The following is a 25,215-nucleotide window of genomic DNA, read 5'->3' on the forward strand; positions in this document are numbered from 1 at the left end:
CGGCACGCCCGTGCCCGCGGTCACCAGCACGTTCGTCGCGCCCGGCACCTGGTTCACGGAGGTGCCTCTGATCTGGCGGACGGCCTCGGCGATGCCGTTCATCCCGTGGATGTAGGCCTCGCCGAGCTGACCGCCGTGCGGGTTGACCGGCAGGCGCCCGTCGATCTCGATGCCGCCGTCCTTGACGTACTCCTTGGCCTCTCCCCTGCCGCAGAAGCCGAGCTCCTCCAGCTGGTTGAGGACGAAGGGCGTGAAGTGGTCGTAGAGGATCGCGGTCTGGATATCGGCGGGCGTTAGGCCCGACATATCCCACAATTTCGTGCCGACGACTGACATCTCGGGAAGCCCGGTCATGTCGTCGCGGTAGTAGCTGGTCATCATCATCTGGCCCGCTCCGGAGCCCTGCGCCGCCGCGGCGATCACGGCAGGCGAGCGCCGCAGGTCACGCGCCCGCTCGGCCGAGGTGACGACGATCGCCACCGCGCCGTCGCTCTCCTGGCAGCAGTCGAGCAGGTGCAGCGGCTCCACGATCCACCGCGACGCCTGGTGCTCCTCCAGCGTGATCGGCCTGCCGTGGAACCACGCCGCGGGATTGGTGGCCGCGTGCCTGCGCATCGCCACCGCCACCCTGCCGAAGTCCTCGGAGGTGGCCCCGGAGACGTGCATGTACCTGCGCGCGAACATCGCGACCCACGCCGCGGGCGTCATCAGCCCGTACGGCACGTGCCAGCTCATCTCGAGCCCCTGGGAGGACGGCTCCCCGCCCACCCGGGCGTCGGGCTGGCCGAACCTGCGCCCGGAGCGCTCGTTGAAGGCGCGGTAGCAGACCACGGTCCGCGCCGCGCCCGTCGCGACCGCCATCGCCGCGTGCATGACGGTGCCGCACGCGGCTCCGCCGCCGTAGTGGACGCGGGAGAAATAGGTGAGATCTCCGACGCCGACCTCGCGGGCGACGGCGATCTCCTGGTTGGTGTCCTGGGTGTAGGTGACCATGCCGTCGACGTCGGACGGTGTCAGCCCGGCGTCGTCGAGCGCGGCGAGCACCGCCTCGGCCGCCAGCCGTAACTCCGAACGTCCCGACTCCTTGCTGAACTCCGTGGCACCGATGCCCGCGATCGCCGCGTGGGACCTCACACGCCCTCCCGCGGCCGCGCCGTACCCGAGTCGGGCAGCCGGAAGGCGACGGTGGCGGTGGCGTGGTCGCCGAGGCTCACCTTGCCGCGCACCTCGACCGTGTACTCGCCGTCCTCGACGTCGACGACCGTGCCGGTGAACGACAGCCTGTCGCCCGCGTAGGCGGGAACGCCGAGCTTGACGTTGATGCGCTTGATCACGGCTTCGGGCCCGATCCAGTCGGTGACGTACCGCTCGACCAGCCCCATCGTGGTGAGGATGTTGAGGAAGATGTCCTTGGAGCCCTGCGCGCGGGCCCCCTCGACGTCGTGGTGGACGGGGGTGAAGTCCATCGTCGCCAGCGCCGTGGAGACGATCATCGTGGGAGTGAGGTCGATCGACAGCTCGGGGAGGACCGCACCGAGCTCGGCCTGTCCTTCGGTCAGCGTACGCATCACGGCTCCCGCGGTGCCCACAGAGGAAGGGTCAGTTCATCGTCTATAGAGACGTAGGTCACACGCAACTCCATACCGATACCCACGTCTTCAACCGGACAGTCCACGATGTTGCCCACAATCCTCACCCCTTCCTGCAGCTCCACCACAGCAACCACAAAGGGCGTCTCCCTTCCCGGGACGGGAGGGTGGTGGTGGACGACGAAGCTGTAGACGGTGCCCTCTCCGCTCACCACCACGTGGTCGCGGTTGGCAGACCGGCACGACGGGCACAGCGGCCCCGGCGGGTGCCTGAGCTCGCCGCAGTCGCCGCAACGCTGGATGCGCAGCTCGCCCTGCTTCACGCCCTCCCAGAAGAAGGCGGTGTCCTGGTTGATGGCCGGTTTCAGCGGATAGGGCTTCTTCTTGGGCTTGGGGCGGAATTTCAGGACCCTGAAGAGCATCTCGGCGACCGCCTCGTCACCCGAGTACCAGGTGACGTTCCACGTCGCGAAGTAGCCCTCACCGAGCGCCGTGGTCTTGGGGCCCTTCAGCTCGGCGAAGCGGGTCGTGGCCGTGACGCGCTCGCCCACGCGTAGGTAGCGGTGGTAGGTGTGCTCGCAGTTGGTGGCGACGACACCGGTGTACCCGGCGTCGTTGAGCGCCACCATGATCTCGTCGACCGGGCTCGGCTGCCGGGGGCCGAGCCCCTGCATCGTCCACACCTGCGCCATCGCGGGCGGCGCCACCCCGTCGGCCAGGTAGACGGGGTTGGCGTCGCCCATGGCGTCCAGCCAGTGCCTGATCATCGGCTCGTTGACCGGGTCGGGCGCCGGCGCGCCGTCCACCTCGCCGAGCGCGATCTGCTTGCCCGCGAGTTCCATGAGCTCCTCGTGCGCGCTCATCGCGGCGGCCTCGGCAGCGACAGGCCCAGCATGGCGATCAGCTCGCGCTGCACCTCGTTGACGCCGCCGCCGAAGGTGAGCACGACCGCGCCCTTCACGCCGTGGTCCACGCGCTCCATGAGCTGCGCGGTCTCGGGGTCGGCGGGGTCGCCGTACCTGGCCAGGACGTCGCAGACGATCCTGCCGATCTCCTGCATCCGCTCCGAGCCGTAGATCTTGGTGGCGGAGGCGTCGGGCGCGCCCAGCCAGCCGAGGTCCATGTTGGCCGCGACCTGCCAGTTGAGCAGCTCGTTCGTGCGGTAGTAGGCGTAGATCCTGGCGACCGCGCGCCGCACGTCCTGGACGCCGAGCAGGTCGTTGGCACGGGCCCAGGCCACGAAGCGGTCGTAGGTCTGCGCCAGGTTGCCGGCGGGCCCGAGCGTGACGCGCTCGTGGTTGAGCTGGTTGACGATCAGGTCCCAGCCCTTGTCCACCTCGCCGACGACCATGTCCTCGGAGACCTTCACGTCCTGGTAGTAGGTGGCGTTGGTGTGGTGGCGGCCGTCCATGGTGACGATCGGCGTCCAGGAGAAGCCGGGGTCGGCGCAGTCCACGATCATCATCGTGATGCCCTTGTGCTTCTTGGCGTCGGGGTTGGTGCGCGCGGCCATCCAGATGTACTGGGCGTAGTGCGCGCCGCTGGTGAAGACCTTCTGGCCGTTGACGACGTAGTGGTCGCCGTCCTTCACCGCGGTCGTGCGCAGCGAGGCCAGGTCGGTGCCCGCCTCGGGCTCGCTGTAGCCGATGGCGAAGTGGCACTCGCCCGCCAGGATGCGCGGGAGGAAGAAGTCCTTCTGCTTGGGCGTGCCGTACTGCATGAGGGTCGGGCCGACGGTCTGCAGCGTGATGATCGGGTACGGCACGCCCGCCCTGGCGATCTCGTTGGCGAAGATCTGCTGCTCCAGAGGACCGTATCCGGCTCCGCCGTACTCCTTGGGCCAGCCGAGCCCCAGCTTGCCGTCCCTACCGAGCCTGCGGCAGTGGTCCATGTACGCGTGGCCGAAGGGATCCTCCGCGATCTTCTTGCGGTCCTCGGCGCTGAGGCAGGCGTGGAAGTACTCGCGCAGCTCGTCGCGGAGCCTGCGCTGCTCAGGGGTCAGGTCGATCAGCATCAGAGGTGCGCTCCGATCAGGTCGAGCTGGGCGTCGGCGCCGCCGAGCAGGTGGGAGAGGTGCTTGGCGTGCCCGAAGTAGCGGTGCAGGGGGTAGGTGACGTCGAGGCCGAGGCCGCCGTGCAGGTGCTGGCAGGTGAACAGCGCCTTGAACGCCTCGGAGACGTGGAAGCCCGCGATGGCCGCGTCGTCGCCGTCCATGCCCCACGCGGCCGACCACATCGCGACGTCGAGCGCGCGGGAGGCGATGTACACGTCGGCGATCTGCATGGTGACGGCCTGGAACTCGGCCAGCGGGCGGCCGAACTGCCTGCGGGTCTTGATGTAGTCGGTGGTGAGCTTCAGCGCTCCGGCGAGCACGCCGCCGGCCTGGGCGGCCACCGCGACGGTGACGATCTTCCGCAGGCCGTGGCCGGGGTCGGCGAGCTTCTCGCTGCGGCCGGGTGTGATCGTGCCCGAGGGCTCCCCCGTGGCGGTGAACTCCGGGGTGAGCGTGAAGTCGTCGGTGAGGAACAGGCCCTCGTCGGTGGTGTAGAGGACGTGCGTGGCCTGCTGGGCGTAGGGAGCGCTCATGCCCTTGACGGCGACGGTGGGCAGGCCGTCGACCTGCCTGCCGTACGCGGCCAAGGCGAGGGTGGCGGCGAGAACGGGCAGCGCGGGCACGTCGGCCGCCGCCATGCCCACCTCGCGCAGGACGACGGCCATCTCCACCGCGCCCAGCCCCTCTTCGGGGGTGCAGATGGCGGCCAGGCCCGCCTGCTCCATGGCGGGCCAGGTGGGATCCTTGGCCAGGAGGTCGGCGGTGAGGGTGCGCAGGTCCTGTTGGGTCTCGTCCAGGGTGAAATCCACTCAGCTCTCCAGTGGGTGCGTGCGGCCGTGCCGGGCGAACTCGTCCTCGATCACGCTGATGTCCTCCTCGGTCAAGATCCTGAAACCCGTCGCGTCCCGCGTGGGAGGACGCCACCACACGGGGTCGGCGGTGCGCCAGGCCTCCTTCACCAGGACCCGCTTGACGACCTTGTGGGACGGCGTCTGCGGCAGTTCCTCGCAGAGGCGGACGTAGCGGGGCACGGCCTTGGCGCCGAGGCGCGCGGTGAACGCCGCGAAGGCGGCGGGGTCGAACGGCCCGTCGAGTACGAGCGCGGCCATCACCTGGTCGCCGGCCGCCGGGTCGGGCACCGGGTACACCGCGGCCTCCACCACGCCGCCGAACTCGCGCAGGGCCGCCTCGATCGGGGCGACGGCCAGGTTCTCGCCGTCCACGCGCAGCCGGTCGGTTCCCCTGCCGGCGAAGTACACGTACCCCGCGGCGTCGGCGTAGGCCAGGTCGCCCGACCAGTAGGCGCCCTGCCTGATCCGCTCGGCGTCGGCGGCCTCGTCGTTGTAGTAGCCGTCGAACAGGCCGAGGCCCGCCACGTTGACCAGTTCGCCGATCGCCTCGTCGGGGTTGGCGAGCCTGCCGTCCGCCATGACCGCGGGGACACAGCGCTCGCCGGTGGCGGGGTTCCTGATCTCGATGCCGTCGGGGAGCCTGCCGAGCGCGCCGGCCGGTCCCGAGGGGTCGGGAGTGATCGACACGGCGCTCTCCGTGGAGCCGAACGCGTCGATCACGTGGCAGCCGAACCGCTCGCCGAAGCGCCGGGTGGCGCTCGCGCTGCCCTCGTTGCCGAAGGCGATCCGGAGCGGGTTGTCGGCGTCGTCCTGTCGTGGCGGCGTGGCGAGGACGTAGGAGAGCGCCTTGCCGACGTAGTGCAGGTAGGTGCAGCCGTGGCGGCGGATGTCGGGCAGCAGGTTCGAGGCGGAGAACCGTCGGCGTACGGCCAGCGCCGCCCCCGAGGCCACCGCGGGGGCCAGGGCGGCCATGAGCGCGCCGGAGTGGAAGAGCGGCATCGAGCAGTAGACGACGTCATCGGGGGTGAGCATCGCGCCGAGACTGAGACCGGGGATCGCGATCTTCCGCTGCGTGATCCGCACGGCTCTGGGCGTGCCCGAGGTGCCCGAGGTGAAGATCAGCATCACCAGCTCGCCGGGTGCGCGGTCGCCGCTCGCACGCCCTCGCTCGTCGCGGCTCTCCGGCGGCGTGGCATGCGGCAGGCCGGCGCTCGGCAGAGTGGCGAGCGTCGGCGTGGCGAGCGGCAGAGTGGCGAGCGGCAGGGTGGGCAAGCCGACGGACGCGGCGGCCGGGCCGTACGGAGGGTCCCAGAGGAGGAGGTCGACGTCGGTGGCGCGGGCGTCTCTGGCCAGTTCCTCCCTCGACCTCGTGGTGTTGAGCGCGACGACCACGGGCCCGCCCAGCGCCGCGGCGCCGATGAGGAAGACCAGCTCGGGGACGTTGTCGCACAGGACGCCCACGTGCCCGACCCCCGCCAGCGCCGCCGCCCGCTCGCGACAGGCCGCGACGACCTCGCGCCACGTCCACGTGGCGTCCTCGAACAGCAGGCCGGGACGGTCGTCGGCGGCCCTGCGTTCGAGTAAGCAGGCGAGCGTGTCCGCGGTCATCGCGCCTCCCAGCAAGCGCTCGGTCAGCCGTTCCGCAAACTAGAACAGATTCTAGTACCTGTCCAGTGCCCGCTCGCGGGGCGAACGACGGAATCTTCGCGCGATGCTGGAGACATGCGCTTCCTTGTGACCCGCGAGTAACAAGCGGGGCGCGATGGACATCGGATAACGTGTTCTCATGCGCCCTCCGCATGTGACTCTCCCCACACCTCCCGGCAAGGAGGACCAGCCCACCACCGGCGTCCGCACCAGGAGCCAGCACCAGCGCCGCAAGCGCATCGTCCAGGCCGCGGCCGCCCTCGCCTCGCGCGGCGGCGTCGAGGCCATGCAGATGCGCACGGTGGCCGAGCGCGCGGGGGTCGCCCTCGGCACCCTCTACCGCTACTTCCCCTCCAAGATGGACCTGGTCGTCGCGGTGGTCGGCGAGGAGATCGACCTGCTGGAGAACAGCATCGAGCGGCGCCCGCCGAGCGCGACCACGGCCCCGGGGCGGGCGGTCGACGTGCTCATGAGGGCGACGCGCGGGCTGATGCGCGAGCCCGAGCTCGCCGACGCGCTCATCCGGTCGCTGATCATGGCCGAGGTCGAGACGCCGTTCGGCGACAGGATGGCGGGGCTGCTGCTGCGGGTGGCCGGCGGCGAGCACACCTCCGAGGACGACCTGGTCCTGACCGGGCTGCTGTCCAGCGTGTGGGTGCAGGAGCTGCTGGAGATGCTGCGCGGACGGCGCACGCACGAGCAGATCCAGCGCCGCATCGAGATCGCCGCCACCCGCCTGCTGTCCGACTTCTGAACGCCGCGGGCCGGGCGGACGCTCAGCCGCGCGGGGTCTCGGAGCGGAAGCTGTGGCCGAGCTCGTCGCCGAGCCCGAAGTAGTGGCGGAAGTTGTAGATCAGCGGGCTCCACAGGGCGGGGTCGACGTACTGCGTGCCGGGCACGACGATGCGCGGATCGGCATGGACCCTGAGCACGCGGGCCTCCACGATGAGGAAGTCGTCCGACACGTCGAGCCTGACCCGCGCGGCCCTGGCCTCCAACTGGATCGGGCATCCGGCGACCCTGGGCGGGCGGACCAGCTCGGACGGCTCGGGCCGCAGTCCCGCGGCCGCGAACTTGTCGGGCTCGTGGCGGAAGGCGCCCCGCTTGTCCGGGGGCACGGGGTCGCTCCCGGTCAGCGGCGCGAGCCGCTCCACCGCGGCCCACTGTCGCGGCTCCGGCAGGTTGATCACGAGGTCGGGCCTGGCCGCCAGGTTGCCGCCCGTGTGGCCCTCGGCCCCGAGGCCCATGACGACCACCTGGCCGAGCGCCCAGGCGGAGGAGATCGGGGCCAGGTTGGCCGAGCCGTCCTCGTTCTCGGTCGACAGCAGCACGACTGGCGTCCCGAAGTACAGGATGCTCGGCGTGATCGTCACATGTCCGGCGGCGATGTCCGTGGTGTGCATGATGTCGACCGTAGGAGCAGGTCACTTCGGCGGCGGCCGAAGCGATCACGGGCGTCCCGCGCCCACCGCTCCCGAGAAGGTCCTGCGGTAGGTGTGCGGCGAGACGCCGCACACCGCGTGCAGGTGCTGGCGCAGGGAGGCGGCGGTGCCGAAGCCCGCACGCTCGGCCACCCTGTCGACCGGCAGGTCGCTGGACTCCAGCAGGTGCCTCGCCAGCTCCACCCGCTGCGCGATCAGCCACTGGCCAGGGCTCATGCCGACCTCCTCCCTGAACCGCCTGGTGAAGGTGCGCCTGCTCATCTGCGCCTGCGCGGCCAGGTCGTCGAGCTGCAGCGGCTCGTGCAGCCGGGCCAGCGCCCACTGCCTGGCCTCGGCCGTGCCCGAGGACGACGGCGCGGGGACGGGACGCTCGATGTACTGCGCCTGGCCGCCGTCGCGCCACGGCGGCACCACGCAGCGCCGCGCCACCTGGTTGGCCACCTCGCTGCCGTGGTCGCGTCTGATGAGGTGGAGGATCAGGTCGATCCCGGCCGCCGCGCCGGCCGAGGTGAGCACGTCGCCGTCGTCCACGAACAGCACCTCCGGCGCGACCGCCACCGCGGGGAAGCGCCGTCTGAAGTCCTCGGCGTGGGCCCAGTGCGTGGTGGCGGGCCGGCCGTCCAGGAGGCCGAGGGCGGCCAGGACGGACGCGGCCAGGCAGATCGAGACGACGCGGGTGCCGGGCCGTACCGTGGACAGGGCCTCGACCAGCGCGGCAGGCAGGTCGGCCGGCTGCCTGACGTCGCCGAACCATTCGGCGGCGGGGATGACGACCGTGTCGGCGGTGGCGAGCACGCCGGCGCCGTGCTCGACCGCGATGGAGTAGTCGGCGTGCGTCCGCACGGGGGCGCCGTCCAGCGTGCAGGTGATGACCTCGTAGCGGTCGCCCGCCGCGCCGAAGATCCGCGCGGCGAGGCTGAGCTCGAAGGGGATGACGCCGTCCAGCGCCAGGACAACCACACGATGCATGGCCCGATCCTTACATATCTTGGCCATCGGGCCACTTGGCCCCCTGTTCGGGGGAGCGACAGGCTGGAGCCCATGAGAGCAATCAGTCAGGACGTTCTGGGCGGGCCGGAGGTCCTCAAGGAGATCGAGGTCCCCGTGCCGACGCCGGGGCCGACCGAGGTGCTGGTCAGGGTGCACGCGGCGGGGCTCAACCCGACCGACTGGAAGCACAGGGCGGGGGGCGGCATGCTCGGGCGGCCGCCGTTCGTGCTCGGCTGGGACGTCTCCGGCGTGGTCGAGGCGGTCGGCATCGGCGCCTCCCTCTACCAGCCGGGCGACGAGGTCTTCGGCATGCTGCGCTACCCGTTCGCGCACGGCGCGTTCGCCGAGTACGTCACCGCGCCCTCGAGGACCTTCGCCCGGAAGCCCGCCAACGTCGACCACGTCCAGGCGGGCGCGCTGCCGCTGGCCGCGCTGACGGCCTGGCAGGCGCTGGTCGACGCCGCGGGCCTGCGGTCCGGCCACCGGGTGCTCGTGCACGCCGCCGCCGGCGGCGTCGGTCACCTGGCCGTCCAGATCGCCAAGGCGCGCGGCGCCCATGTCATCGGTACGGCCAGCGAGCCCAAGCACGACCTCCTCCGCTCGCTGGGCGCCGACGAGCTGATCGACTACCGCACCGTGGACTTCGCCACCGCGGTGAAGGACGTCGACATCGTCCTCGACACGATCGGCGGCGACTACGGGCAGCGCTCGCTGGAGACGCTCAGGCCGGGCGGCACACTCGTCTCGATCGTGCTGTCGCGCCTGGACGAGCAGCTCGCCGCGCGAGCCGACGAGCTGGGTGTGCGGGCGGTGAACGTGCTCGTCGAGCCCGATCACGCCGCGATGAAGGCCATCGCGGCGCTGGTCGAGGCAGGGAAGCTGCGCGCGGAGATCGCGGCCGTGCTGCCCATGGAGGAGGCGGCCGAGGCCCACAGACTCGGTGAGACCGGCAGGACCACCGGGAAGATCGTCCTGGAAATCGGGCCTTCCGCGAAAAAGTAGAACGCGTTACAGTCTGCCTCTAGAGCATCATTCTGGAGGCAGCTGTGAGCGCACCGGTGATCGTCGAGGCCGTCAGGACGCCGATCGGCAAACGGAACGGATGGCTGTCGGAGCTCAAACCCCAGCAGGTGCTCGCGACCGCGTTCAACGGGCTCCTCGACCGGGCGGGACTCGACGCGCGCCTGGTCGAGCAGGTGTTCGCCGGGTGCGTCACGCAGGCGGGCGAGCAGGGCGGCCACGTCGGGCGGTACTCCTGGCTGTACGCGGGCCTGCCGTACCAGACGGGGGTCACCACCGTCGACGCGCAGTGCGGGTCGTCGCAGCAGGCCGTGCACCTGGTGGCCGCGCTGATCCAGGCGGGGGTGATCGAGGTCGGCGTGGCCTGCGGGGTCGAGGTGATGAGCAGGGCCCCGCTCGGCAGCAACGTGGCGCCCGCCAGACCCAGGCCCGACGACTGGGCGATCGACCTGCCCGACCAGTTCACGGCGGCGGAACGGATCGCGCGCAGGAGAGGGCTGACCAGGGAGCGGCTCGACTGGTTCGGCGCCAGGTCGCAGCAACTGGCGGCCAAGGCGTGGGCGGACGGAAGGTTCGCGAGGGAGATCACGCCCGTGGGCGAGGTCTCCAGGGACCAGGGGCTCAGGGAGACCACCGCGGAGAGTCTCGCGGCGCTGAAGCCGGTGCTCGGCGAGAACGGGTTCCACACCGCGGGCACCTCCTCGCAGATCTCCGACGGGGCGGCGGCGGTGCTGCTCATGAGCGAGTCGGCGGCCAGGCGGCACGGGATGAGGCCCCGAGCCCGCATCCTCGCGCAGACCCTGGTGGGCGCCGAGCCGTACTACCACCTGGACGGTCCCGTCGACGCGACCGCGGCGGTGCTGGACAGGACGGGCATGACGATCGGCGACATCGACAGGTTCGAGGTGAACGAGGCCTTCGCGTCGGTCGTGCTGTCATGGGCCTCGGTGCACGAGCCCGACATGGACCGGGTGAACGTCAACGGCGGCGCGATCGCGCTCGGGCACCCTGTCGGCGCGACCGGCGCCAGGCTGGTGACCTCGGCCCTGCACGAGCTGGAGCGCGCGGACCTGTCGACGGCGCTGGTGACCATGTGCGCGGGCGGCGCGCTCTCCACGGCCACCATCCTGGAACGCGTCGCGTGACGCCGGCCCTGGCGCGTACGGTGGCACGGGGGACGCCGAGCGAAACGGGGCCAGCCGCATGACCAGAACGCGCCGCAGGCCGTACGCCGACCAGCGACCCCGCGATCTCGGCGGCGGGGTGAGCAGCGTGCCCGTCCCCATCCCCGGCAATCCACTCGGCTACACGCTGGTCTACGCGATCGACTCCCCCGCCGGCCCCGTGCTGGTGGACGCGGGCTGGAACCACCACGACGCGTGGCAGGCGCTGCGCACGGGGCTGGCGGCCGTGGGCGTCGACGTGCGCGACGTGCGCGGCGTGGTCGTCACCCACTTCCACCCCGACCACGCGGGGCTCGCCGGACGGGTGCGCGAGGAGTCGGGCGCGTGGATCGCGATGCACGAGGCGGACGCACAGCTGGTCAAGCTCATGCGCGGCCTCGGCGAGGGCGAGCACCACGACTTCCAGTCAGAGATGCTGCGGCGGGCGGGCGCGGGAGCGCACGAGCTGCCCTCCATCGCGGACGCACGGCCGGACCCGCCCGCCCAACCCGACAGGGAGCTGCGCGACGGCGACCTGATCGACGTGCCGGGCCGGGTCCTGCGCGCCGTCCACACCCCCGGCCACACGCCAGGCCACCTGTGCCTTCATCTGGAGGACGCCGCCCGGCTGTTCACCGGCGACCACATCCTGCCCGACATCACCCCCCATATCGGCATTTATCCCTACGATCGGGACGATGTTGATCCATTGGCGGACTTTCTAGCCTCGCTGGACCGGGTCGCCGCGCTGGGCCTCACCGAGGCGCTCCCCGCCCACGAGTGGACCCTCCCCGACGCCGCCGCGCGCGCCGCCGAGATCCGCGCCCACCACGAGGACAAGCTCGAACGGCTGGCCGCCCTGGTCACCGAGCCTCTCACCATCTGGGAGATCGCCGCCCGCATGACGTGGAACCGCCCGTGGGCGGACCTCTCCCCCATACTCCGCGGCATGGCGGCGGGCGAAGCGGCCGCCCACCTCCGCGCCCTGGAGGCCCGCGGCCTGATCCGGCGGCTCCCAGAGGTCGATCCTGTCCGCTTCGTGGCCTTACACTCCTAGACATCCGATGTCTAGGGGGAAACACGTGGCGGTCACCGACGCGGCGATCGACAAGATCAAGCACATGATCCTCTCGGGCGAGCTCTCCCCGGGCGACAGGCTGCCCAAGGAGGCCGACCTGGCCGAACGCCTCGGCCTGTCCCGCAACTCGCTGCGCGAAGCCGTACGGGCCCTGGCGCTCATCAACGTCCTCGACGTACGGCAGGGCGACGGCACCTACGTCACCAGCCTCGAACCACGGCTCCTGCTCGACACGATGTCGTTCGTCCTCGACCTGCACCGTGACGACACCGTGATCCAGTTCTTCGAGGTACGCCGCATCCTCGAACCCGCCGCCACCGCGATGGCCGCGGTCACGATGACCGACGACGACATCGCCGAACTGAAGGCGGTCCTCGACTCGCTGCCCGCCGAGCCGACGATCGAGGAGCTGGTAGCCAACGACCTCACCTTCCACCAGCGGATCGCCCAGGGGTCGGGCAACGCGGTCCTGTGCTCGTTCATCGAGAGCCTCTCGGGGCCGACGACGAGGGCCCGCATCTGGCGCGGACTGACACAGGAGGGGGCGCTGGAGAAGACGCAGGAACAGCACATCGCGATCTACGAGGCGATCGCCTCACGGCAGGCCGAGGTGGCACGCTCGTGGGCGATCGTGCACGTGGCCGGGGTGGAATCCTGGCTCAAGAAGGCCCTCTGACGGCATCGACCTTCCCCTTGGGCGGGCGCGGCTCGGGCAGATCTTCCTGCGGGTCGAGCCCCCTGAACCCCCAGCCGGGGCGCGCCTCCGGACAACGCCTGCCTTCTCCGGGGAGGACTTCCAAAGATTGAGCCCTGACGCTCTCGTCTTCGTCGTGCCTCTCGGTCTGGTTCGGCACGGGGTTGCCGGTGTCCGTGTCTCGCGGCCGCGTGACAGGCCGACCCGTCAGCGTACGTGTCTCGCGGCCGCGTGACAGGCCGACCCGCCGGCGGCCGTTGATCGCCTGTGGGCACCGCCCCGTCGGCCTCATCCTCGGCACAGGGGCGATGTCGCCTGACCTGCTCGTCCAGGCCTCATGGGGATGGGAGCAGGGCCGGGTGGATGGCGGCGAGCCGTTCGAGCACGGGCTCGCGCGTCTCCGCGGCGAAGGCGGCCTCGACGGCGGCGGCGGCAGGCCCGCCGGTGAGCCAGGTCAGGAGCTGCCGGTAGGCGGCGCTGCGGCGGTCCCAGAAGGCGTTGGTCAGGCGTTGACCCGACAGGCCGGTCTGGACGAAGTCGTACAGATGGTTGATGGCGGCGTCGGTGTCGAGCCTGCTCCAGGCCTGCAGACAGGGCGCGAGGTCCATGCCGGTGGCTGCCAGGGCGCACACCACCGTGTCCATCGAGGGGTGGACAGGATGACGGCGCAGCGTCTCGTGCCACCACTCGCTCAGGAATCCCGTGACGGCGTCGCGCTCCTCGTCCGGCCAGGTCCGCCATTCAGCGGAGGCGAGCTTGCCGAAGACGATCTCGGGATCGGGGTAGACGAAGGCATCCGCGGCCGCGCACTCGAGCAGGCGCGGCAGAAAGTAGCGGAACTCGGCGACACCACCCCAGGTGTTGAGGGCTCTGGCGGCGTAGCGAGCCAGTACGGCGGCCTCGATCGATCCGACCGGTCCTGCCAGGAGGGGCCGCTCCTGGCCCGGCTCGACACAGTGGAGGCAGCCGTCCATGCGTTCGGGTCTGGTGACGTGCCCGAAGACGTCGTACATCCGCCGCACAGCCGCTTCCCATCCGGACATCGACCCATTATCGGGGCGGTACCGCTTGGACGGAGCGGCCCCTTCCTCCCGGCGCCCCGCGACACCAGCCTGTCCACGACGCCGGGGGTTCGCGACGCCGGGGTGTGCGCGAACCAGGTCTTCCGGCCGATCGCGAGCACGAGGCCCCTGGCGTCGCGTCCGTCGGCGGAAAGGGCTCACGCGCGTCTCGGGACCCCCGGAACTGTCAGTGGCCGGAGGTAGCGTCACGCTGGTCACCTCAAGAACGGGGGCTTGCGGCCATGGCCACCTTTGTTTTGATCCACGGCGCGGCGGACGTCGGCTGGTACTGGCACCTGGTGGAGGCCGAGCTGCGTGCGCGCGGACACGACGTGGTCGCTCCCGACCTGCCGTGCGACGACGACTCCGCCGGGCTGACCGAATACGCGGACACCGTGGTCGAGGCCGTCGGCGACCGGGAGGGCCTGGTCGTGGTGGGCCAGTCGTTCGGCGGTTTCACCGCGCCGCTCGTCGCGGCTCGGCTTCCCACCGAGGTGCTGGTACTGCTGGCCGGGATGGTCCCCTCCCCCGGGGAGGCACCGGGAGACTGGTGGGACAACACCGGCTACGCCGACGCCGTACGGGAACAGGCGGCACGAGACGGCGGCAAGACCGGCAGCGACGACCCGTTCGTCAGCTTTCTCCATGATGTCCCCCGGCCGCTGGCCGAGGAGGCGCTGCGCAGGGGGCGCGACCAGTCGGCGACGCCGATGGGTTCGCCGTGGCCGCTCGACAAGTGGCCCGATGTGCCGACGAGGTTCGTGCTGTGCAGGGACGACCGTTTCTTCCCCGCCGACCTCTTCCGCAGGATCGTCCCCGAACGCCTCGGCATCACCCCTGACGAGATCCCGGGCAGCCACTGTGTCGCGCTCAGCCGCCCGAAACAGGTGGCGGACCTCCTGGTGAGTTACACGACCGGCTAGGGCGCGGTCGCTCCTTCGCGCGTCCGCCCGCCGCTGGGGGTCGTGGCGCGGTCAAGGAGCGTGCACGGCCTACCGGCGCTGCTTGGCCTCGGGCAGCTCGACGGGGATGGGCTCGGTGGCCTCCAGGAAGACCCAGCGCTTGTAGGACCAGAACCGGAACAGCGTGCCGAGACCGACGCCGACGATGTTGGCGATGTTCACGCTGAGCGGGTCGGTCAGCTTGAGCGTGTACGTGGTGAAGCCGATCACCAGGAGGCCGAACAGCAGGGCGACGCCGTTGAGCAGGAAGAACAGGAAGTACTCCCGGCCGAGCCCGCTCTGCTCGCGGTGGCGGAAGGTCCAGAAGCGGTTGCCGGCGTAGGCGAAGGAGATCGAGACCGCCGCCGTCAGCACCTTGGACGTCAGCGGGCCCATGCCGAGGACCAGGTTGAGCAGGTTGAACATGCCCGTGTCCAGCACGAAGGCGAGAGCGCCGACGATGCCGAACTTTGTCAGCTCATGGATCATGGTGGCGAACCACCGGTAGAGGCGTTTCACGAACGTCACGTCTCGCCCTCAGTTCCTTTCGGCAATGGCTCACATCGGGCACGCCCTCGAACGGCTGCCCGGAGCATCACCCATCACACCACCCACGCGATGGTGCCCGAGCCGGTTTCGCCGATCGCGACCGTGTTGACGCTACCGGGTTGGCACGACGGCCCGCCCCCACCCGGTCGGCGCGCCACCACGACCGGTCCACACATCGTCGTTGTGACGGAGTCAGCACATCGTCGTCATGACGAAGTCAGCGCACCGTCGTCATGACCGCGACCAGCGCACCGTCGTCATGACCGCGACCAGCGCACCGTCGTCATGACCGGGTCGGCGCGCCGCCACCGCGAGCCGGCCGGTGCCGCGGGAGGGCGGGCCAGACCGTCGCCGCCAGAGGTATCCAGCCGAGGCGGCGGGCCAGACCGTCGCCGCCAGAGGTATCGGGGCGGGGCGGGGAAGCGCACGGCTGGTCGACCGTCGGCGGACGGGAAGAGACGGTGGGCGGCCCGGTAGGAGACGTGGGCGGGCAAGGGAGGGGCGGCCACCGCTGGGCGGTAGCTGGCGAGGTCGTCGAGGAGCGGGGGCGGCCAGGACCTCGCAGGAAGTGCTGAGGATGGAGGCTGCCAGGTCCTCGCGGAAGGTACCGAGGTTGGAAGCCGCCAGGACCTCGCGGGAGGTGCTGAGGTTGGAAGCAGCCAGGACCTCGCAGGAGGTACCGAGGATGGAGGCAGCCAGAACCTTCGCAGGAGGTACCGAGGATGGAGGCAGCCAGAACCTTCGCAGGAGGTACTGAGGATGGGAGTCGCCAGGACCTTCGGGAGGTGCGGGGGTCGTCCTGCCGGTGGGTGCGCGACGGCGATGGAGGCCATGGAGGTGTCCTCCTCGGTGCCGGCTGGTGCGACTCAGCGGGAGGTACGGGGCCTGCTGGCGGGCTGGAACCTGAAGGAGATGGCCTCCATGAGGTTCTGCCGCTTGGTCTTCTGGATGGCGGCGATGCGCCACTGGCCGTCCTGCTCGCGGACCACGGTGTAGGTCTGCACCTTGCCGAGCTTCTTGGGCTTGGTCTTGTAGACGTCGCCGTGGCTGACGACGACGGCGGTGTCGGGGCCGTAGAAGCGGATGTCGACGATCTTCATGGCCAGACGGGTGCCCTTGAGGAAGCTGTCGAACAGGACCTGGTGGGCTCGGCCGATCTCCTCTCCGCCGTGGTAGACGGTGCCGACGAAGGTCACGTCGGTGGCGTCGGCGGTGAACGACTCGCCGTAGGCCGCGCCGTCGCCGCGTCCCCAGGCTTCACAGGTCCGCTCCAGCAGGGCGCGAACGGCGGCGGTGTCGGCCTCGATGGTGCTGCTGTGGTTCATGTCACTACCCTTCCGGCAATTAGCTTCTTTGAAGAAGAATCTGCTTTGGATATTTATCTTCTCTAGGGAAGAGATTACCGCAGGGCAGCATGATGTCAAGCCCGCCTGGCAGGCGAAGGTGAGCCCTGGCCTGGTGGCGACGCAAGGCGTGGAGGCGTGGAGGCGTGGAGGCGTGGAGGCGTGGAGGCGTGGAGGCGTGACGCTCGAAACGGCCCCCGCCGCTCGTCTGACGAGGGATCCGCGATGGGATCGCTCGTCACGCGAGCGGCGCGCTCCTGGGTGTCGAAGGGAACTTCCCGTTCGTGACCCATCCGGCGATCAGGCCGCCCAGCAGGGCGGGTCCGTGAAGGTCGGGCACGGCCGCCAGCGCGAGCCCGACGACCAGAGGGGCGGCGGCGAGGGCCGAGGCGGGGACGCGGTCACGGTGGACGACGAGTAGGACGGCGGCCGCGCAGCCGGCGACCATGACGATGGCGCCCAGGGTGGAGCCGCGAAGGCCGAGAAGCCGACCATGACCGCGTAACGGGCGCCCACCGAGCGTTCGAGCGCGGACGACGCCAGCGCGACCCCGCCCGCCAGGCCGCAGACGGCGATGGAGCTTCCCGCGCCCGGATCGTTGAGCAGGTAGCCGCTCACCTCCCCGGCCGCCGCGCCCGCCGCGTACAGAACGACCCATCGGGCCGGTCCGAGCGCGCGCTCGGCGACATAGCCGACCACGGCCAGCGTGGCGAGGTTGACACGTTCCGAGAAGGCCGCCGTCCTGCACCACCAGGGCTGTCACCATCCGCCACCACTGGCCGTCGGCGATGGCGGCAGTATCGCGCATGAGGCTGGGTTCCAGGTCAGGCAGGACGAACTGGAGCAAGCTCGGCAGCCCGGTGAGGACGAGGGCGCTCGCGGTGGCGAAGGGGGAGTCTGGCCACGTCGAGGTGACCGACGTGCCGCGCGAGGACGGGAGGACGGCCTGCAGGGCGGCGGCACGGACGAAGGTCACGTGCGCTGGTGACGGGCCTGCCTTTCCTTCTGGTGCGAGTCCCGTGCACGCGGGGATGAGTAGGGGCGTACTCAGGCGCGATCCCCATGTCGTCACGGAAACTCCCATCAGACGACATCTCGAGGAGATGGTGGGAGATGGACATCCATCTGGCGCGTGCCGACGCGCGGCGAGCAAAGGCGCTGGCGAACACCGAGTCGCCGTACACGATCGAGGTCCGCTTCCTCGGCGGGCTGAGCGAGACGCAGAAGGCGGCGTTCGCCGCCGCGGCCGATCGCTGGGCGCGGGTCATCGTGGGCGACCTCCCCGACGTACGGATCCCGGACCTGGAGGGCCTGCCGGAGGGCATCGTGGCGGGCGAGCGGATCGACGACCTCGTGATCCTCGCGGAGGGAGCGAAGATCGACGGTCCTGGGAACGAGCAGGGCAACGTTCTGGGGCAGGCGGGGCCGCTGCTGATCAGGAACGGCAGCTCGCTCCCCGCGGTCGGCGTGATGCGGTTCGACACCTTCGACCTGGACCGGATGGAGCAGACGGGGCTGCTGCACGACGTGATCGTGCACGAGATGGGCCACGCGCTGGGCTTCGGCACGATCTGGGAGTCTCTCGGGCTGGTGACGGGGCTCGGCGGAACCGACCCGATCTTCGTGGGGCCCGCGGCGGGCAGGGAGTTCGGCGTGCTGCTGGGGGCGGCGGAGGCGCATCCCGTGCCGGTGGAGAACGTCGGCGGTCCCGGCAGCGTCGGCGGGCACTGGCGCGAGTCGGTGTTCGGGGTCGAGCTGATGACCAGCAGGGTGTCGCACCTGGGCAACCCGATCAGCAGGACCTCGGTGGCGGCCCTGCAGGACATGGGCTACCAGGTGGACATGGCGGCGGCGGAGCCGTACGTGCTGCCGACCCAGCTGTTCATGGCCGAGGTCAGGGCGATGCGGGCGGAAGACGCCCCCACGTGCACGGTCAGGCCCCCGGAGCCGATCGCGTCCATCTGAACCGGACAGCAGGTCACGCGTGGCGGTCCTCGGAGCGGAGGGGCTTCGAGGACCGCCCTGGACGACCGCGCGAACGCGACCGGCCCTCGGGTCGGAGGGCCTCGAGGGCTGCGCGGGCGGACCCGGCCGAGCAGGGCGCGGGCTGGGATACTCAGCGGATGCGCATGGATGATCTCAAGCCCGACAAGACCCTCCTGGACCTGCAGCACGCCGCCTACGCCGTGGAAGCGGCCCTCATCGGCGACGACCGCATCCCACCCCTGCGCGAGTCGCTCGACGAACTCCTCGCCGCCCCTCTCGCGTGGCGGGGCGCGTTCGACGACGACGGCACGCTGGTCGGCGCGGTGGCGTGGACGGAGACCGAGGACCTGGTCGACATCGACCGCCTCGTCGTCGACCCTCGCGCGCATCGGCGGGGCATCGGGCGGGCGCTGGTCGGCGAGCTGCTCGGCAGAGCCGGTGGGAGGACGACCGTCGTGTCCACCGGCCGCGACAACGTGCCCGCGCGGACCCTGTACGAGCGGCTCGGCTTCACCCGGGTCGAGGATGTCGAGGTGATTCCCGGCCTGTGGATCACCAGGTACGAACGTAACGGGTAGTACCACCTCGTGGCCGACAAGCTGGAGCAGTATCGCGGCAAGAGAGACCCGTCGAAGACGCCTGAGCCGGTGCCCGGCGAGGCGCCCGAGCCGGGGGGCGACGACACGTTCGTCATCCAGGAGCATCATGCCCGGTCGCTGCACTGGGACCTGCGGCTGGAGCGCGACGGAGTGCTCGCCTCGTGGGCGATACCGAAGGGCCTGCCGGAGGATCCGGCGACCAACCATCTGGCGGTCCGCACCGAGGACCATCCGATGGAGTACCTGACGTTCGAGGGTGAGATCCCGCGCGGCGAGTACGGCGGCGGCACGATGACGGTCTGGGACCGGGGCGCCTACGAGACGGAGAAGTGGTCGGACCGCGAGGTCAAGGTGGTGCTGCGCGGCGAGCGGGCGCAGGGCAGGTACGTGCTGTTCCAGACGCGCGGGAAGAACTGGATGATCCATCGCATGGATCCGCCGTTGAGGGATCCGCTGCCCGAGCTCGTCCCGATGCTCCCGGTGCGACGCGCCAAGCCGCCGAGGAACGCCGGGGAGTACGCGTTCGAGTTCGCGTGGGGCGGGCGGAGGACGCCGGCGCTGATCGAGGGAGGGCGCACGAGCGTGCCGCTGCTCAGACCGCTGGCCGGGCGGTTCGGCAGCCGTACGGCGGTGCTCGACGGCGAGATCGTCACTCTGGCGGGCGAGGAGGAGGTGTACATCGCCTACGACCTGCTCTACGACGACGGCCGCTCGCTGGTCGCCGAGCCGTACAGGAAGCGGAGGGTGGCGCTGGAGGCACTGGAGATCGCGGGGGCCAGATGGCAGACCGCGCCGGCGTGGCCCGGCGCGCCCGAGGCGGTCGGGAGGGCCGCTCGCGAGCAGGGCCTGCCCGGCGTGGTGGCCAAGCGCCTCGACTCGCCCTACGAGCACGGCGAGTCGAAGGCGTGGATCTTCGTGCCGACCGGCGCGTGACCGCTCACGTGCCCGGGGCCTGGACGGCGTGCTCGGCCGCGCGGCTGACCTGCTCCCACGCGCCCCAGGTGGCCATCCGCTGCTGGGAGATGCCGAAGGCTAGGTCGTACACCATGCTGCCGAGCAGGAGCCGCAGCGGCGGCTCTTCGCTGTCGACGAGCTTCAGCACCGCCTCGGCGGCCAGGCGAGGCTCGCTGTCGATCGAGCCCTCCGCCCACTGCTTCTCCAGCTCCGCCCGCAGGGGCGCGTAGGGCGGCAGCGGCGTGGTCGCGGTCATGCTGGTGTAGAGGTCGGTCCAGTAGCCGCCTGGCTGCACGATCGTGAGCTTGACGCCGAAGTTCGCGGCCTCCATGGCCAGCGCCTCGCTCATGCCTTCCAGCGCGAACTTGCTCGCGCTGTACAGTCCGGTCGTGGGGAACCCGCCGAGCCCGGCGATGCTGGAGATCTGCACGATGTGCCCCGCGCCCTGCTCGCGCAGGTACGGCATGGCGGCCTGGCTGACCCAGAGGGCGCCGAAGAAGTTGACCTCCAGCTGGGCGCGGGCCTCCTCTTCGGTGAACTCCTCGATCATGCCGGAGGACATGGTGCCCGCGTTGTTGACGACGATGTCGAGCCTGCCGAAGTGGTCGCGGGCGGCGGACACCGTGGCGAGCACCGCGGCGCGGTCGGTGACGTCGAGTGGCATCACGAGCAGGGTGTCCTCATAGGCGGCGGTGAGCTCGCGCAACGGCTCGACGTTCCTGGCCACGGCGACCACCTGGTCGCCACGCTCCAGCGCGGCCTCGGCGAACGCGCGGCCAAGACCGCGGCTGGCGCCGGTGATGAACCAGGTCCTGACGGTTCGCGGGGTACGCATGGGTACGGCTCCGATCGCTATGTGAGTCGAGACGGTTCGTCTCGCTTCGTGAAGGCAACTATGACCCCTTGCCATCGCGATGTCAAGACGGTCCGTCTCGTCTAATGTAGGGTGTGTCCCGTGACAGCGAACCCGGCCCGGCGGAGCGAGACCTCTCGGCAGGCCATCCTCACCGCCGCCTTCGACCTCGTGGGCGAGGTCGGCTACGCCAAGCTCAGCATCGAGGGCATCGCCGCGCGCGCGGGCGTCGGCAAGCAGACGATCTACCGCTGGTGGCCGTCCAAGGGCGCGGTGCTCTTCGACGCCTTCCTCGCGCTCATGGGCGGAGGGCCGGGCGACGACGCGGCCCTGCCCGACACCGGCGACCTGGCCGCCGACCTGAAGACGGTCCTGTCCGCCACGGTGGACGAGCTCAACGATCCCCGCTTCGACGAGCCGATGCGCGCGCTCAACACCGAGATCGTCCATGACGCCGAACTGGCCGCCGCCTACGCCGAGCGGCTCGACCTGCCGATGCGGGAGCTCAAGAGGAAACGGCTGCGGGCGGCCAAGGAGGCGGGACAGCTCGCCGTAGACCTCGATCTGGACCTGGCGATCGACCTGCTGTGGGGGCCGCTGCTCAACCGCTGGATGCAGCGCGGAGGGCCGCTCACCCACGAGTACGTCAACGCCCTCGTGGACACGGCGCTCAACGGGATGCGCCAGGGCGCGCCCGGCTGACCCGGGCGCGCGACACCTCATCCACCGTGGCGGAACACCCGGCGGCCGGGTCCTTCACCGCCCCGGCCGCTAACCGAGCTCCTCCCACAGTTCCTCGGGCACCTGCCGCTCGGCGAGCGCGGCGTTCCTGCGCACCTCGTCCGCGTTCCTCGCGCCCAGGACGATCGAGGCCACCGCGGGATGCCGCAGCGGGAACGCGATCGCCGCCTGCGGCAGCGTCACACCGTGCCGCGCGCAGACCGCGGCGATCTTCGCCGCCCTTTCCACCAGCTCGGCGGGCGCGGGCGTGTAGTTGAACGTGGCGCCCGGCTCGTCGGTGGCGAGCAGGCCGCTGTTGAACACTCCCGCGGCGATCACCCGCACGCCGCGCGCCGCGCACTCCTCCAGCAGCGGCAGGCCCGTCTGATCGAGGAGCGTGTACCGTCCCGCGAGCATGACCACGTCGATGTCGGTCTCCTGGACGAAGCGCAGCGGCAGCCGCCACTGGTTCATCCCGAGGCCGATCGCCTTGACCAGGCCCTCGTCGCGCATGGCGGCCAGCTCGGGGTAGGCCTCCGAGAGCGCCTGCTCGGCGTGGTCGTCGGGGTCGTGGATGAGCGCGAGGTCGATCGAGGGCAGGCCGAGCCGTACCAAGGACTCCTCGATCGACCTGCGGACGCCGGACGCGGAGAAGTCCCACCGCCTGCGCAGGCCGGCGGTGACGGCGAAGCCGTCGGTGTCGGGCGCGGGCTCGGCGGGCACCAGCAGCCGGCCGACCTTGGTGGACAGGACGTAGCCCGCGCGCCCGGCCAGCGCCGCGCCGAGACGGCGCTCCGACAGGCCGAGGCCGTAGTGGGGCGCGGTGTCGAACAGGCGCGTCCCGGTGTCCCATGCGGTCTCGACGGCAGCGCGCGCGTCCTCGTCGGTGACCTCCGCGTAGAGGTTGCCGATCGGCGCGCCACCGAAGCCGAACGCCGGCAGCGTGAGCGTCATCGCATCTCCCAGACCAGTTTGAGCCCGCAGGAGTCTTTGTCGAAGTCGCCGTCGAGCAGGCGGTTCATCCTGGCCTGCCATGCCTGGTCGGCGGCGTTGTCCTTCAGCGCCTCCTGGAGCGCGGCGTAGTCCTCGACCTCGACGAAGTGGAACAGGTCGAGGCCGTCGCGCCAGATCCGCCACGAGTAGACGCCGTGCTCCCTCATGGCCTCTTCGAGCTCGGCGGGAATGGTGGCGTGCTCCCTGTCGTAGAGCTCCTCGCACCCCGCCTTGAGCCTGGCCCTCAGCGCCAGTCGCTGCATCAGTCCTGTGCCTTTCCTCCGGCCACCCGGCTGATCATCAGAGCCACCAGGATGATCACTCCGTAGACGAGCTGCTTCCACTCGCCCGGCACGCCCTTGAGCGTGAGGATGTTCTCCACCAGGCCGATCACGAGGACGCCGGTGAGGGCGCCGAAGATCGTGCCCTTGCCGCCGTCCATGCTGACGCCGCCGATGACCGCGGCCGCGAAGACCATGAAGATCCAGCCGACGCCCTGGTTGGCGCTGATGCCGCCGAGGCGGCCCGTCTCCAGGATTCCCGCCAGCGCGGCGAGCGCGCCGCCGATGATGAACACGCTCCACAGCACCCGCTCGACCCTGATGCCCGCGGCCCTGGCGGCGTCGGCGTTGCCGCCGATGGCGTAGAGGGCACGGCCGAGGCGGAAGTAGCCGAGCGCGACGATGCCGATCGCGAACAGCACGCCGGCGATCCAGATGGCGGCGGGCAGGCCGAGCCAGGTGGCGCTGCCCAGGTACAGCAGCGAGTCGGGCAGCTCGAACAGGCTCTTGCCGCCGGTCAGCCCCAGGTGCAGGCCGTGCACGACGATCAGCATGGCCAGCGTCACGACGAACGCCGACAGCTGGAACTTCAGGATCAGGAACCCGTTGAACGCGCCGATCGCCGCGCCGATGAGCAGGCAGATCGGGATGGCCAGCAGCCCCATGCCGCCGGAGGCCGCGGGGATCATCAGCACCGTGATCGCCGGCGCCATGCCGACCGTCGACTCCAGCGACAGGTCGAACTTGCCCGCGATCAGGATCAGCGCCTCGGCCAGCACGACCAGCGCGAGCGCCGACTGCTGCTGCAGGACGTTGATCAGGTTGCCGGGACTGAGGAACACCGGGTCCACGAACGCGCCCACGACCAGCAGGAGCACGATCACCGGCACCAACGTCAGGTCGCGGAATCTCGCGATCTTGAGGCGGGGGGCGGGTGCGGTCATCGTCGTCACTGTTCGATACCTTCCATCACGGCCACGAGCTCGTGGTCACTCCAGCCACGCGGCACGTCCTTCACGATTCTGCCGTGGAACATCACCAGCACCCTGTCGCAGACGCGCAGGTCGTCGAGCTCGTCGGAGACCAGGACGGCGCCCGCGCCTCGCGCGACGGCGTCCTCGACCGCGCCGAGCAGCGACTGCTTTGCCTTGACGTCGACGCCCGCCGTCGGGTTGATCACCACGACCGCCCGGGGATCGTCCGCCAGCGCCCTGGCGAGCACGACCTTCTGGGCGTTGCCGCCTGACAGGTCGCCGACCGGCTGGTCCGGCCCCTCGGTCTTGATGTCCAGCTCGTCGATCATCTGTACGCCACGGGCCCGCCGAGCAGCGGGCGACACGTAGCCGAACCTCCCGAGCTTGTGAGCGATGGGAATGGTGACGTTCTCCGCGATCGACAGCAGCGGGACGAAGCCTTCGTGGTGCCGGTCCTGGGGCACGAACCCGAGCCCCGCCCTGAGCGCCGACGGCACGTCCCTGATCGGGGTGCCGTTGACGCTCACCACGCCCGCGTCGGCCCTGCGCAGGCCCACCAGGGTCTCGGCCAGCCCGACCTTGCCGCTGCTGCCCGAGCCCGCGAGCCCGACGATCTCGCCGGAGCGCACCCGCAGGTCGACGTCCTCGTAGCGGCCCCGCAGCGCCAGACCCTCCGCGGCGATCACCACGTCGTCGCCCGCCGTACGGGAGCGGTACTCGTAGGCGGCGCTGGCCTCGCCGGTCATGGCCGCGACCAGCTCGTCGTGCGGCAGATCGGCGACCGGGCTGGTCATGATGTGCCGGGCGTCGCGGAAGACCGAGACGCTCTGGCAGATCTCGTACACCTCGTCGAGGTGATGGGAGATGAACATCATGGTGACGCCCTGCTCGCGCAGCGAGCGCATGCGCTCGAAGAGCCGCTCGATGGCGGGCCCGTCGAGCTGGGCGGTCGGCTCGTCGAGGATGATGAACGTCGCCCCGAACGACAGCGCGCGGGCGATCTCGACGAGCTGGCGCTGCTCGACGCCGAGGTCTCCGGCGAGCACATCGGCGTCGATGTCGACCTGGTAGGTCTCCAGCACCTCGCGGGCCCTGGCGCGCAGGCCCCTCCACCTGATCATCCCGCCGTCCGTCTGCCTGTTGAGGAAGAGGTTCTCCGCGACCGACAGCTGCGGGATGATCGTCGACTTCTGGTAGACGCAGGCGACCCGCCGCCGCCAGGCGTCCCTGTCGGCGAGGGCGGGCGCGGCCTGTCCCGAGAACAGCACCTCGCCCTCGTCTGGGCGCTGGAGCCCGGTCAGGATCGACACCAGGGTGGACTTCCCCGCGCCGTTCCTGCCGACAAGGGCGTGGGTCTCGCCCTCTTTGATGGTGATGCCGGCCCCGTTCAACGCGACGGTCGGACCGAAGCGCTTCACGATGTTCCGGGCTTCA

General features: G+C 70.7%; 27 protein-coding genes and 1 pseudogene. 10 read left to right on the forward strand and 18 right to left on the reverse strand.

The window, feature by feature from the left end; translation table 11 throughout:
* The 6 genes from AC3EO4_RS41730 to AC3EO4_RS41755 all read right to left on the reverse strand — a co-directional run.
* Positions 1-1,134: lipid-transfer protein (locus AC3EO4_RS41730; protein WP_431901113.1), on the reverse strand; the 1,134-nt coding region annotated here is incomplete at its 3' end.
* On the reverse strand, positions 1,131-1,568 hold the full coding sequence (locus AC3EO4_RS41735) for a MaoC family dehydratase (RefSeq protein ID WP_379576200.1): 438 nt from the start codon (positions 1,566-1,568) through the stop codon (positions 1,131-1,133). The genes AC3EO4_RS41735 and AC3EO4_RS41730, both read right to left, overlap by 4 nt.
* Positions 1,568-2,452, reverse strand: a complete 885-nt coding sequence (locus AC3EO4_RS41740) for a bifunctional MaoC family dehydratase N-terminal/OB-fold nucleic acid binding domain-containing protein (protein WP_431901115.1) — start codon at positions 2,450-2,452, stop codon at positions 1,568-1,570. Before AC3EO4_RS41740 ends, AC3EO4_RS41735 begins: the two co-directional genes overlap by 1 nt.
* The gene (locus tag AC3EO4_RS41745; RefSeq protein ID WP_379576202.1) at positions 2,449-3,603 is read right to left on the reverse strand and encodes an acyl-CoA dehydrogenase family protein; all 1,155 of its coding nucleotides are present in this window, start codon (positions 3,601-3,603) and stop codon (positions 2,449-2,451) included. Before AC3EO4_RS41745 ends, AC3EO4_RS41740 begins: the two co-directional genes overlap by 4 nt.
* Positions 3,603-4,451, reverse strand: a complete 849-nt coding sequence (locus AC3EO4_RS41750; RefSeq protein WP_379576203.1) for an acyl-CoA dehydrogenase family protein — start codon at positions 4,449-4,451, stop codon at positions 3,603-3,605. Before AC3EO4_RS41750 ends, AC3EO4_RS41745 begins: the two co-directional genes overlap by 1 nt.
* Positions 4,452-6,101 (reverse strand): AMP-binding protein, encoded by a 1,650-nt coding sequence (locus AC3EO4_RS41755; protein WP_431901118.1) that lies wholly within the window; start codon positions 6,099-6,101, stop codon positions 4,452-4,454.
* A 178-nt stretch (positions 6,102-6,279) separates the two neighbouring features.
* Between AC3EO4_RS41755 and AC3EO4_RS41760 the strand changes: the two genes are divergently transcribed.
* Positions 6,280-6,894, forward strand: a complete 615-nt coding sequence (locus tag AC3EO4_RS41760) for a TetR family transcriptional regulator (RefSeq protein ID WP_379576205.1) — start codon at positions 6,280-6,282, stop codon at positions 6,892-6,894.
* A 22-nt stretch (positions 6,895-6,916) separates the two neighbouring features.
* On the opposite strand, the gene AC3EO4_RS41765 is transcribed toward AC3EO4_RS41760, so the two are convergent.
* Both AC3EO4_RS41765 and AC3EO4_RS41770 read right to left on the reverse strand, forming a co-directional pair.
* Positions 6,917-7,543: a flavin reductase family protein gene (locus tag AC3EO4_RS41765; RefSeq protein ID WP_379576206.1), complete on the reverse strand. Its 627-nt coding sequence runs from the start codon at positions 7,541-7,543 to the stop codon at positions 6,917-6,919.
* A gap of 45 nt (positions 7,544-7,588) precedes the next feature.
* Positions 7,589-8,551 carry a GlxA family transcriptional regulator gene (locus AC3EO4_RS41770; protein WP_431901119.1) on the reverse strand — a complete coding sequence of 321 codons (963 nt, stop codon included), beginning with the start codon at positions 8,549-8,551 and terminating at the stop codon, positions 7,589-7,591.
* A gap of 72 nt (positions 8,552-8,623) precedes the next feature.
* Between AC3EO4_RS41770 and AC3EO4_RS41775 the strand changes: the two genes are divergently transcribed.
* From AC3EO4_RS41775 to AC3EO4_RS41790, 4 genes are read left to right on the forward strand one after another with little or no spacing between them, the layout of a single operon-like run.
* A complete protein-coding gene (locus AC3EO4_RS41775; RefSeq protein WP_379576208.1) occupies positions 8,624-9,574 on the forward strand; it encodes an NADP-dependent oxidoreductase in 951 nt (316 codons plus the stop codon).
* A gap of 44 nt (positions 9,575-9,618) precedes the next feature.
* A complete protein-coding gene (locus AC3EO4_RS41780) occupies positions 9,619-10,737 on the forward strand; it encodes a steroid 3-ketoacyl-CoA thiolase (protein WP_431901122.1) in 1,119 nt (372 codons plus the stop codon).
* Between the two features lie 58 nt (positions 10,738-10,795).
* Positions 10,796-11,812 (forward strand): MBL fold metallo-hydrolase, encoded by a 1,017-nt coding sequence (locus AC3EO4_RS41785; protein WP_431901125.1) that lies wholly within the window; start codon positions 10,796-10,798, stop codon positions 11,810-11,812.
* Positions 11,813-11,837: 25 nt separating this feature from the next.
* Entirely contained in the window at positions 11,838-12,509 is a 672-nt protein-coding gene (locus AC3EO4_RS41790; RefSeq protein WP_431901128.1) for a FadR/GntR family transcriptional regulator, read from the forward strand.
* A 353-nt stretch (positions 12,510-12,862) separates the two neighbouring features.
* Here the strand turns inward: AC3EO4_RS41790 and AC3EO4_RS41795 are convergent, their stop codons facing one another.
* Positions 12,863-13,570 carry a hypothetical protein gene (locus AC3EO4_RS41795; protein ID WP_431901130.1) on the reverse strand — a complete coding sequence of 236 codons (708 nt, stop codon included), beginning with the start codon at positions 13,568-13,570 and terminating at the stop codon, positions 12,863-12,865.
* 260 nt (positions 13,571-13,830) lie between these two features.
* Here AC3EO4_RS41795 and AC3EO4_RS41800 point away from each other — a divergent pair, with 260 nt between their 5' ends.
* Positions 13,831-14,511, forward strand: coding sequence for an alpha/beta fold hydrolase (locus AC3EO4_RS41800; RefSeq protein ID WP_379576213.1), 681 nt, complete (start codon positions 13,831-13,833; stop codon positions 14,509-14,511).
* A 69-nt stretch (positions 14,512-14,580) separates the two neighbouring features.
* Here AC3EO4_RS41800 and AC3EO4_RS41805 read toward each other — a convergent pair whose 3' ends face one another.
* From AC3EO4_RS41805 to AC3EO4_RS41820, 4 genes and pseudogenes are all read right to left on the reverse strand, one after another.
* Positions 14,581-15,057 carry a GtrA family protein gene (locus AC3EO4_RS41805; protein ID WP_379576214.1) on the reverse strand — a complete coding sequence of 159 codons (477 nt, stop codon included), beginning with the start codon at positions 15,055-15,057 and terminating at the stop codon, positions 14,581-14,583.
* 887 nt (positions 15,058-15,944) lie between these two features.
* Positions 15,945-16,403 (reverse strand): SgcJ/EcaC family oxidoreductase, encoded by a 459-nt coding sequence (locus tag AC3EO4_RS41810; RefSeq protein WP_431901133.1) that lies wholly within the window; start codon positions 16,401-16,403, stop codon positions 15,945-15,947.
* 256 nt (positions 16,404-16,659) lie between these two features.
* Entirely contained in the window at positions 16,660-16,869 is a 210-nt protein-coding gene (locus tag AC3EO4_RS41815) for a hypothetical protein (protein WP_431901135.1), read from the reverse strand.
* 80 nt (positions 16,870-16,949) lie between these two features.
* A pseudogene (locus AC3EO4_RS41820) lies at positions 16,950-17,129 on the reverse strand (hypothetical protein); the annotation flags it as partial.
* Between the two features lie 405 nt (positions 17,130-17,534).
* On the opposite strand from AC3EO4_RS41820, the gene AC3EO4_RS41825 reads away from it, so the two are divergent.
* The 3 genes from AC3EO4_RS41825 to AC3EO4_RS41835 all read left to right on the forward strand — a co-directional run bounded on the left by AC3EO4_RS41825 (position 17,535) and on the right by AC3EO4_RS41835 (position 19,939).
* A complete protein-coding gene (locus tag AC3EO4_RS41825) occupies positions 17,535-18,386 on the forward strand; it encodes a leishmanolysin-related zinc metalloendopeptidase (protein ID WP_431901136.1) in 852 nt (283 codons plus the stop codon).
* Positions 18,387-18,544: 158 nt separating this feature from the next.
* A complete protein-coding gene (locus tag AC3EO4_RS41830; protein ID WP_379576218.1) occupies positions 18,545-18,985 on the forward strand; it encodes a GNAT family N-acetyltransferase in 441 nt (146 codons plus the stop codon).
* Positions 18,986-18,994: 9 nt separating this feature from the next.
* Positions 18,995-19,939, forward strand: coding sequence for a DNA polymerase ligase N-terminal domain-containing protein (locus tag AC3EO4_RS41835; RefSeq protein ID WP_379576219.1), 945 nt, complete (start codon positions 18,995-18,997; stop codon positions 19,937-19,939).
* A gap of 4 nt (positions 19,940-19,943) precedes the next feature.
* Here the strand turns inward: AC3EO4_RS41835 and AC3EO4_RS41840 are convergent, their stop codons facing one another.
* Positions 19,944-20,795: an SDR family oxidoreductase gene (locus tag AC3EO4_RS41840; protein WP_431901139.1), complete on the reverse strand. Its 852-nt coding sequence runs from the start codon at positions 20,793-20,795 to the stop codon at positions 19,944-19,946.
* A gap of 120 nt (positions 20,796-20,915) precedes the next feature.
* Between AC3EO4_RS41840 and AC3EO4_RS41845 the strand changes: the two genes are divergently transcribed.
* The gene (locus AC3EO4_RS41845; RefSeq protein ID WP_431901140.1) at positions 20,916-21,515 is read left to right on the forward strand and encodes a TetR/AcrR family transcriptional regulator; all 600 of its coding nucleotides are present in this window, start codon (positions 20,916-20,918) and stop codon (positions 21,513-21,515) included.
* A gap of 69 nt (positions 21,516-21,584) precedes the next feature.
* Here AC3EO4_RS41845 and AC3EO4_RS41850 read toward each other — a convergent pair whose 3' ends face one another.
* From AC3EO4_RS41850 to AC3EO4_RS41865, 4 genes are read right to left on the reverse strand one after another with little or no spacing between them, the layout of a single operon-like run.
* Positions 21,585-22,487 carry an aldo/keto reductase gene (locus AC3EO4_RS41850; protein WP_431901142.1) on the reverse strand — a complete coding sequence of 301 codons (903 nt, stop codon included), beginning with the start codon at positions 22,485-22,487 and terminating at the stop codon, positions 21,585-21,587.
* Positions 22,484-22,789 (reverse strand): L-rhamnose mutarotase, encoded by a 306-nt coding sequence (locus AC3EO4_RS41855; RefSeq protein ID WP_379576223.1) that lies wholly within the window; start codon positions 22,787-22,789, stop codon positions 22,484-22,486. The genes AC3EO4_RS41850 and AC3EO4_RS41855 overlap by 4 nt, the downstream gene beginning before the upstream one ends.
* On the reverse strand, positions 22,789-23,751 hold the full coding sequence (locus AC3EO4_RS41860) for an ABC transporter permease (protein ID WP_379576224.1): 963 nt from the start codon (positions 23,749-23,751) through the stop codon (positions 22,789-22,791). The genes AC3EO4_RS41855 and AC3EO4_RS41860 overlap by 1 nt, the downstream gene beginning before the upstream one ends.
* A 5-nt stretch (positions 23,752-23,756) precedes the next feature.
* Positions 23,757-25,199, reverse strand: a complete 1,443-nt coding sequence (locus tag AC3EO4_RS41865) for a sugar ABC transporter ATP-binding protein (protein ID WP_379576225.1) — start codon at positions 25,197-25,199, stop codon at positions 23,757-23,759.
* Positions 25,200-25,215 lie beyond the last annotated feature (16 nt).

Source organism: Nonomuraea sp. bgisy101 (assembly GCF_057708945.1).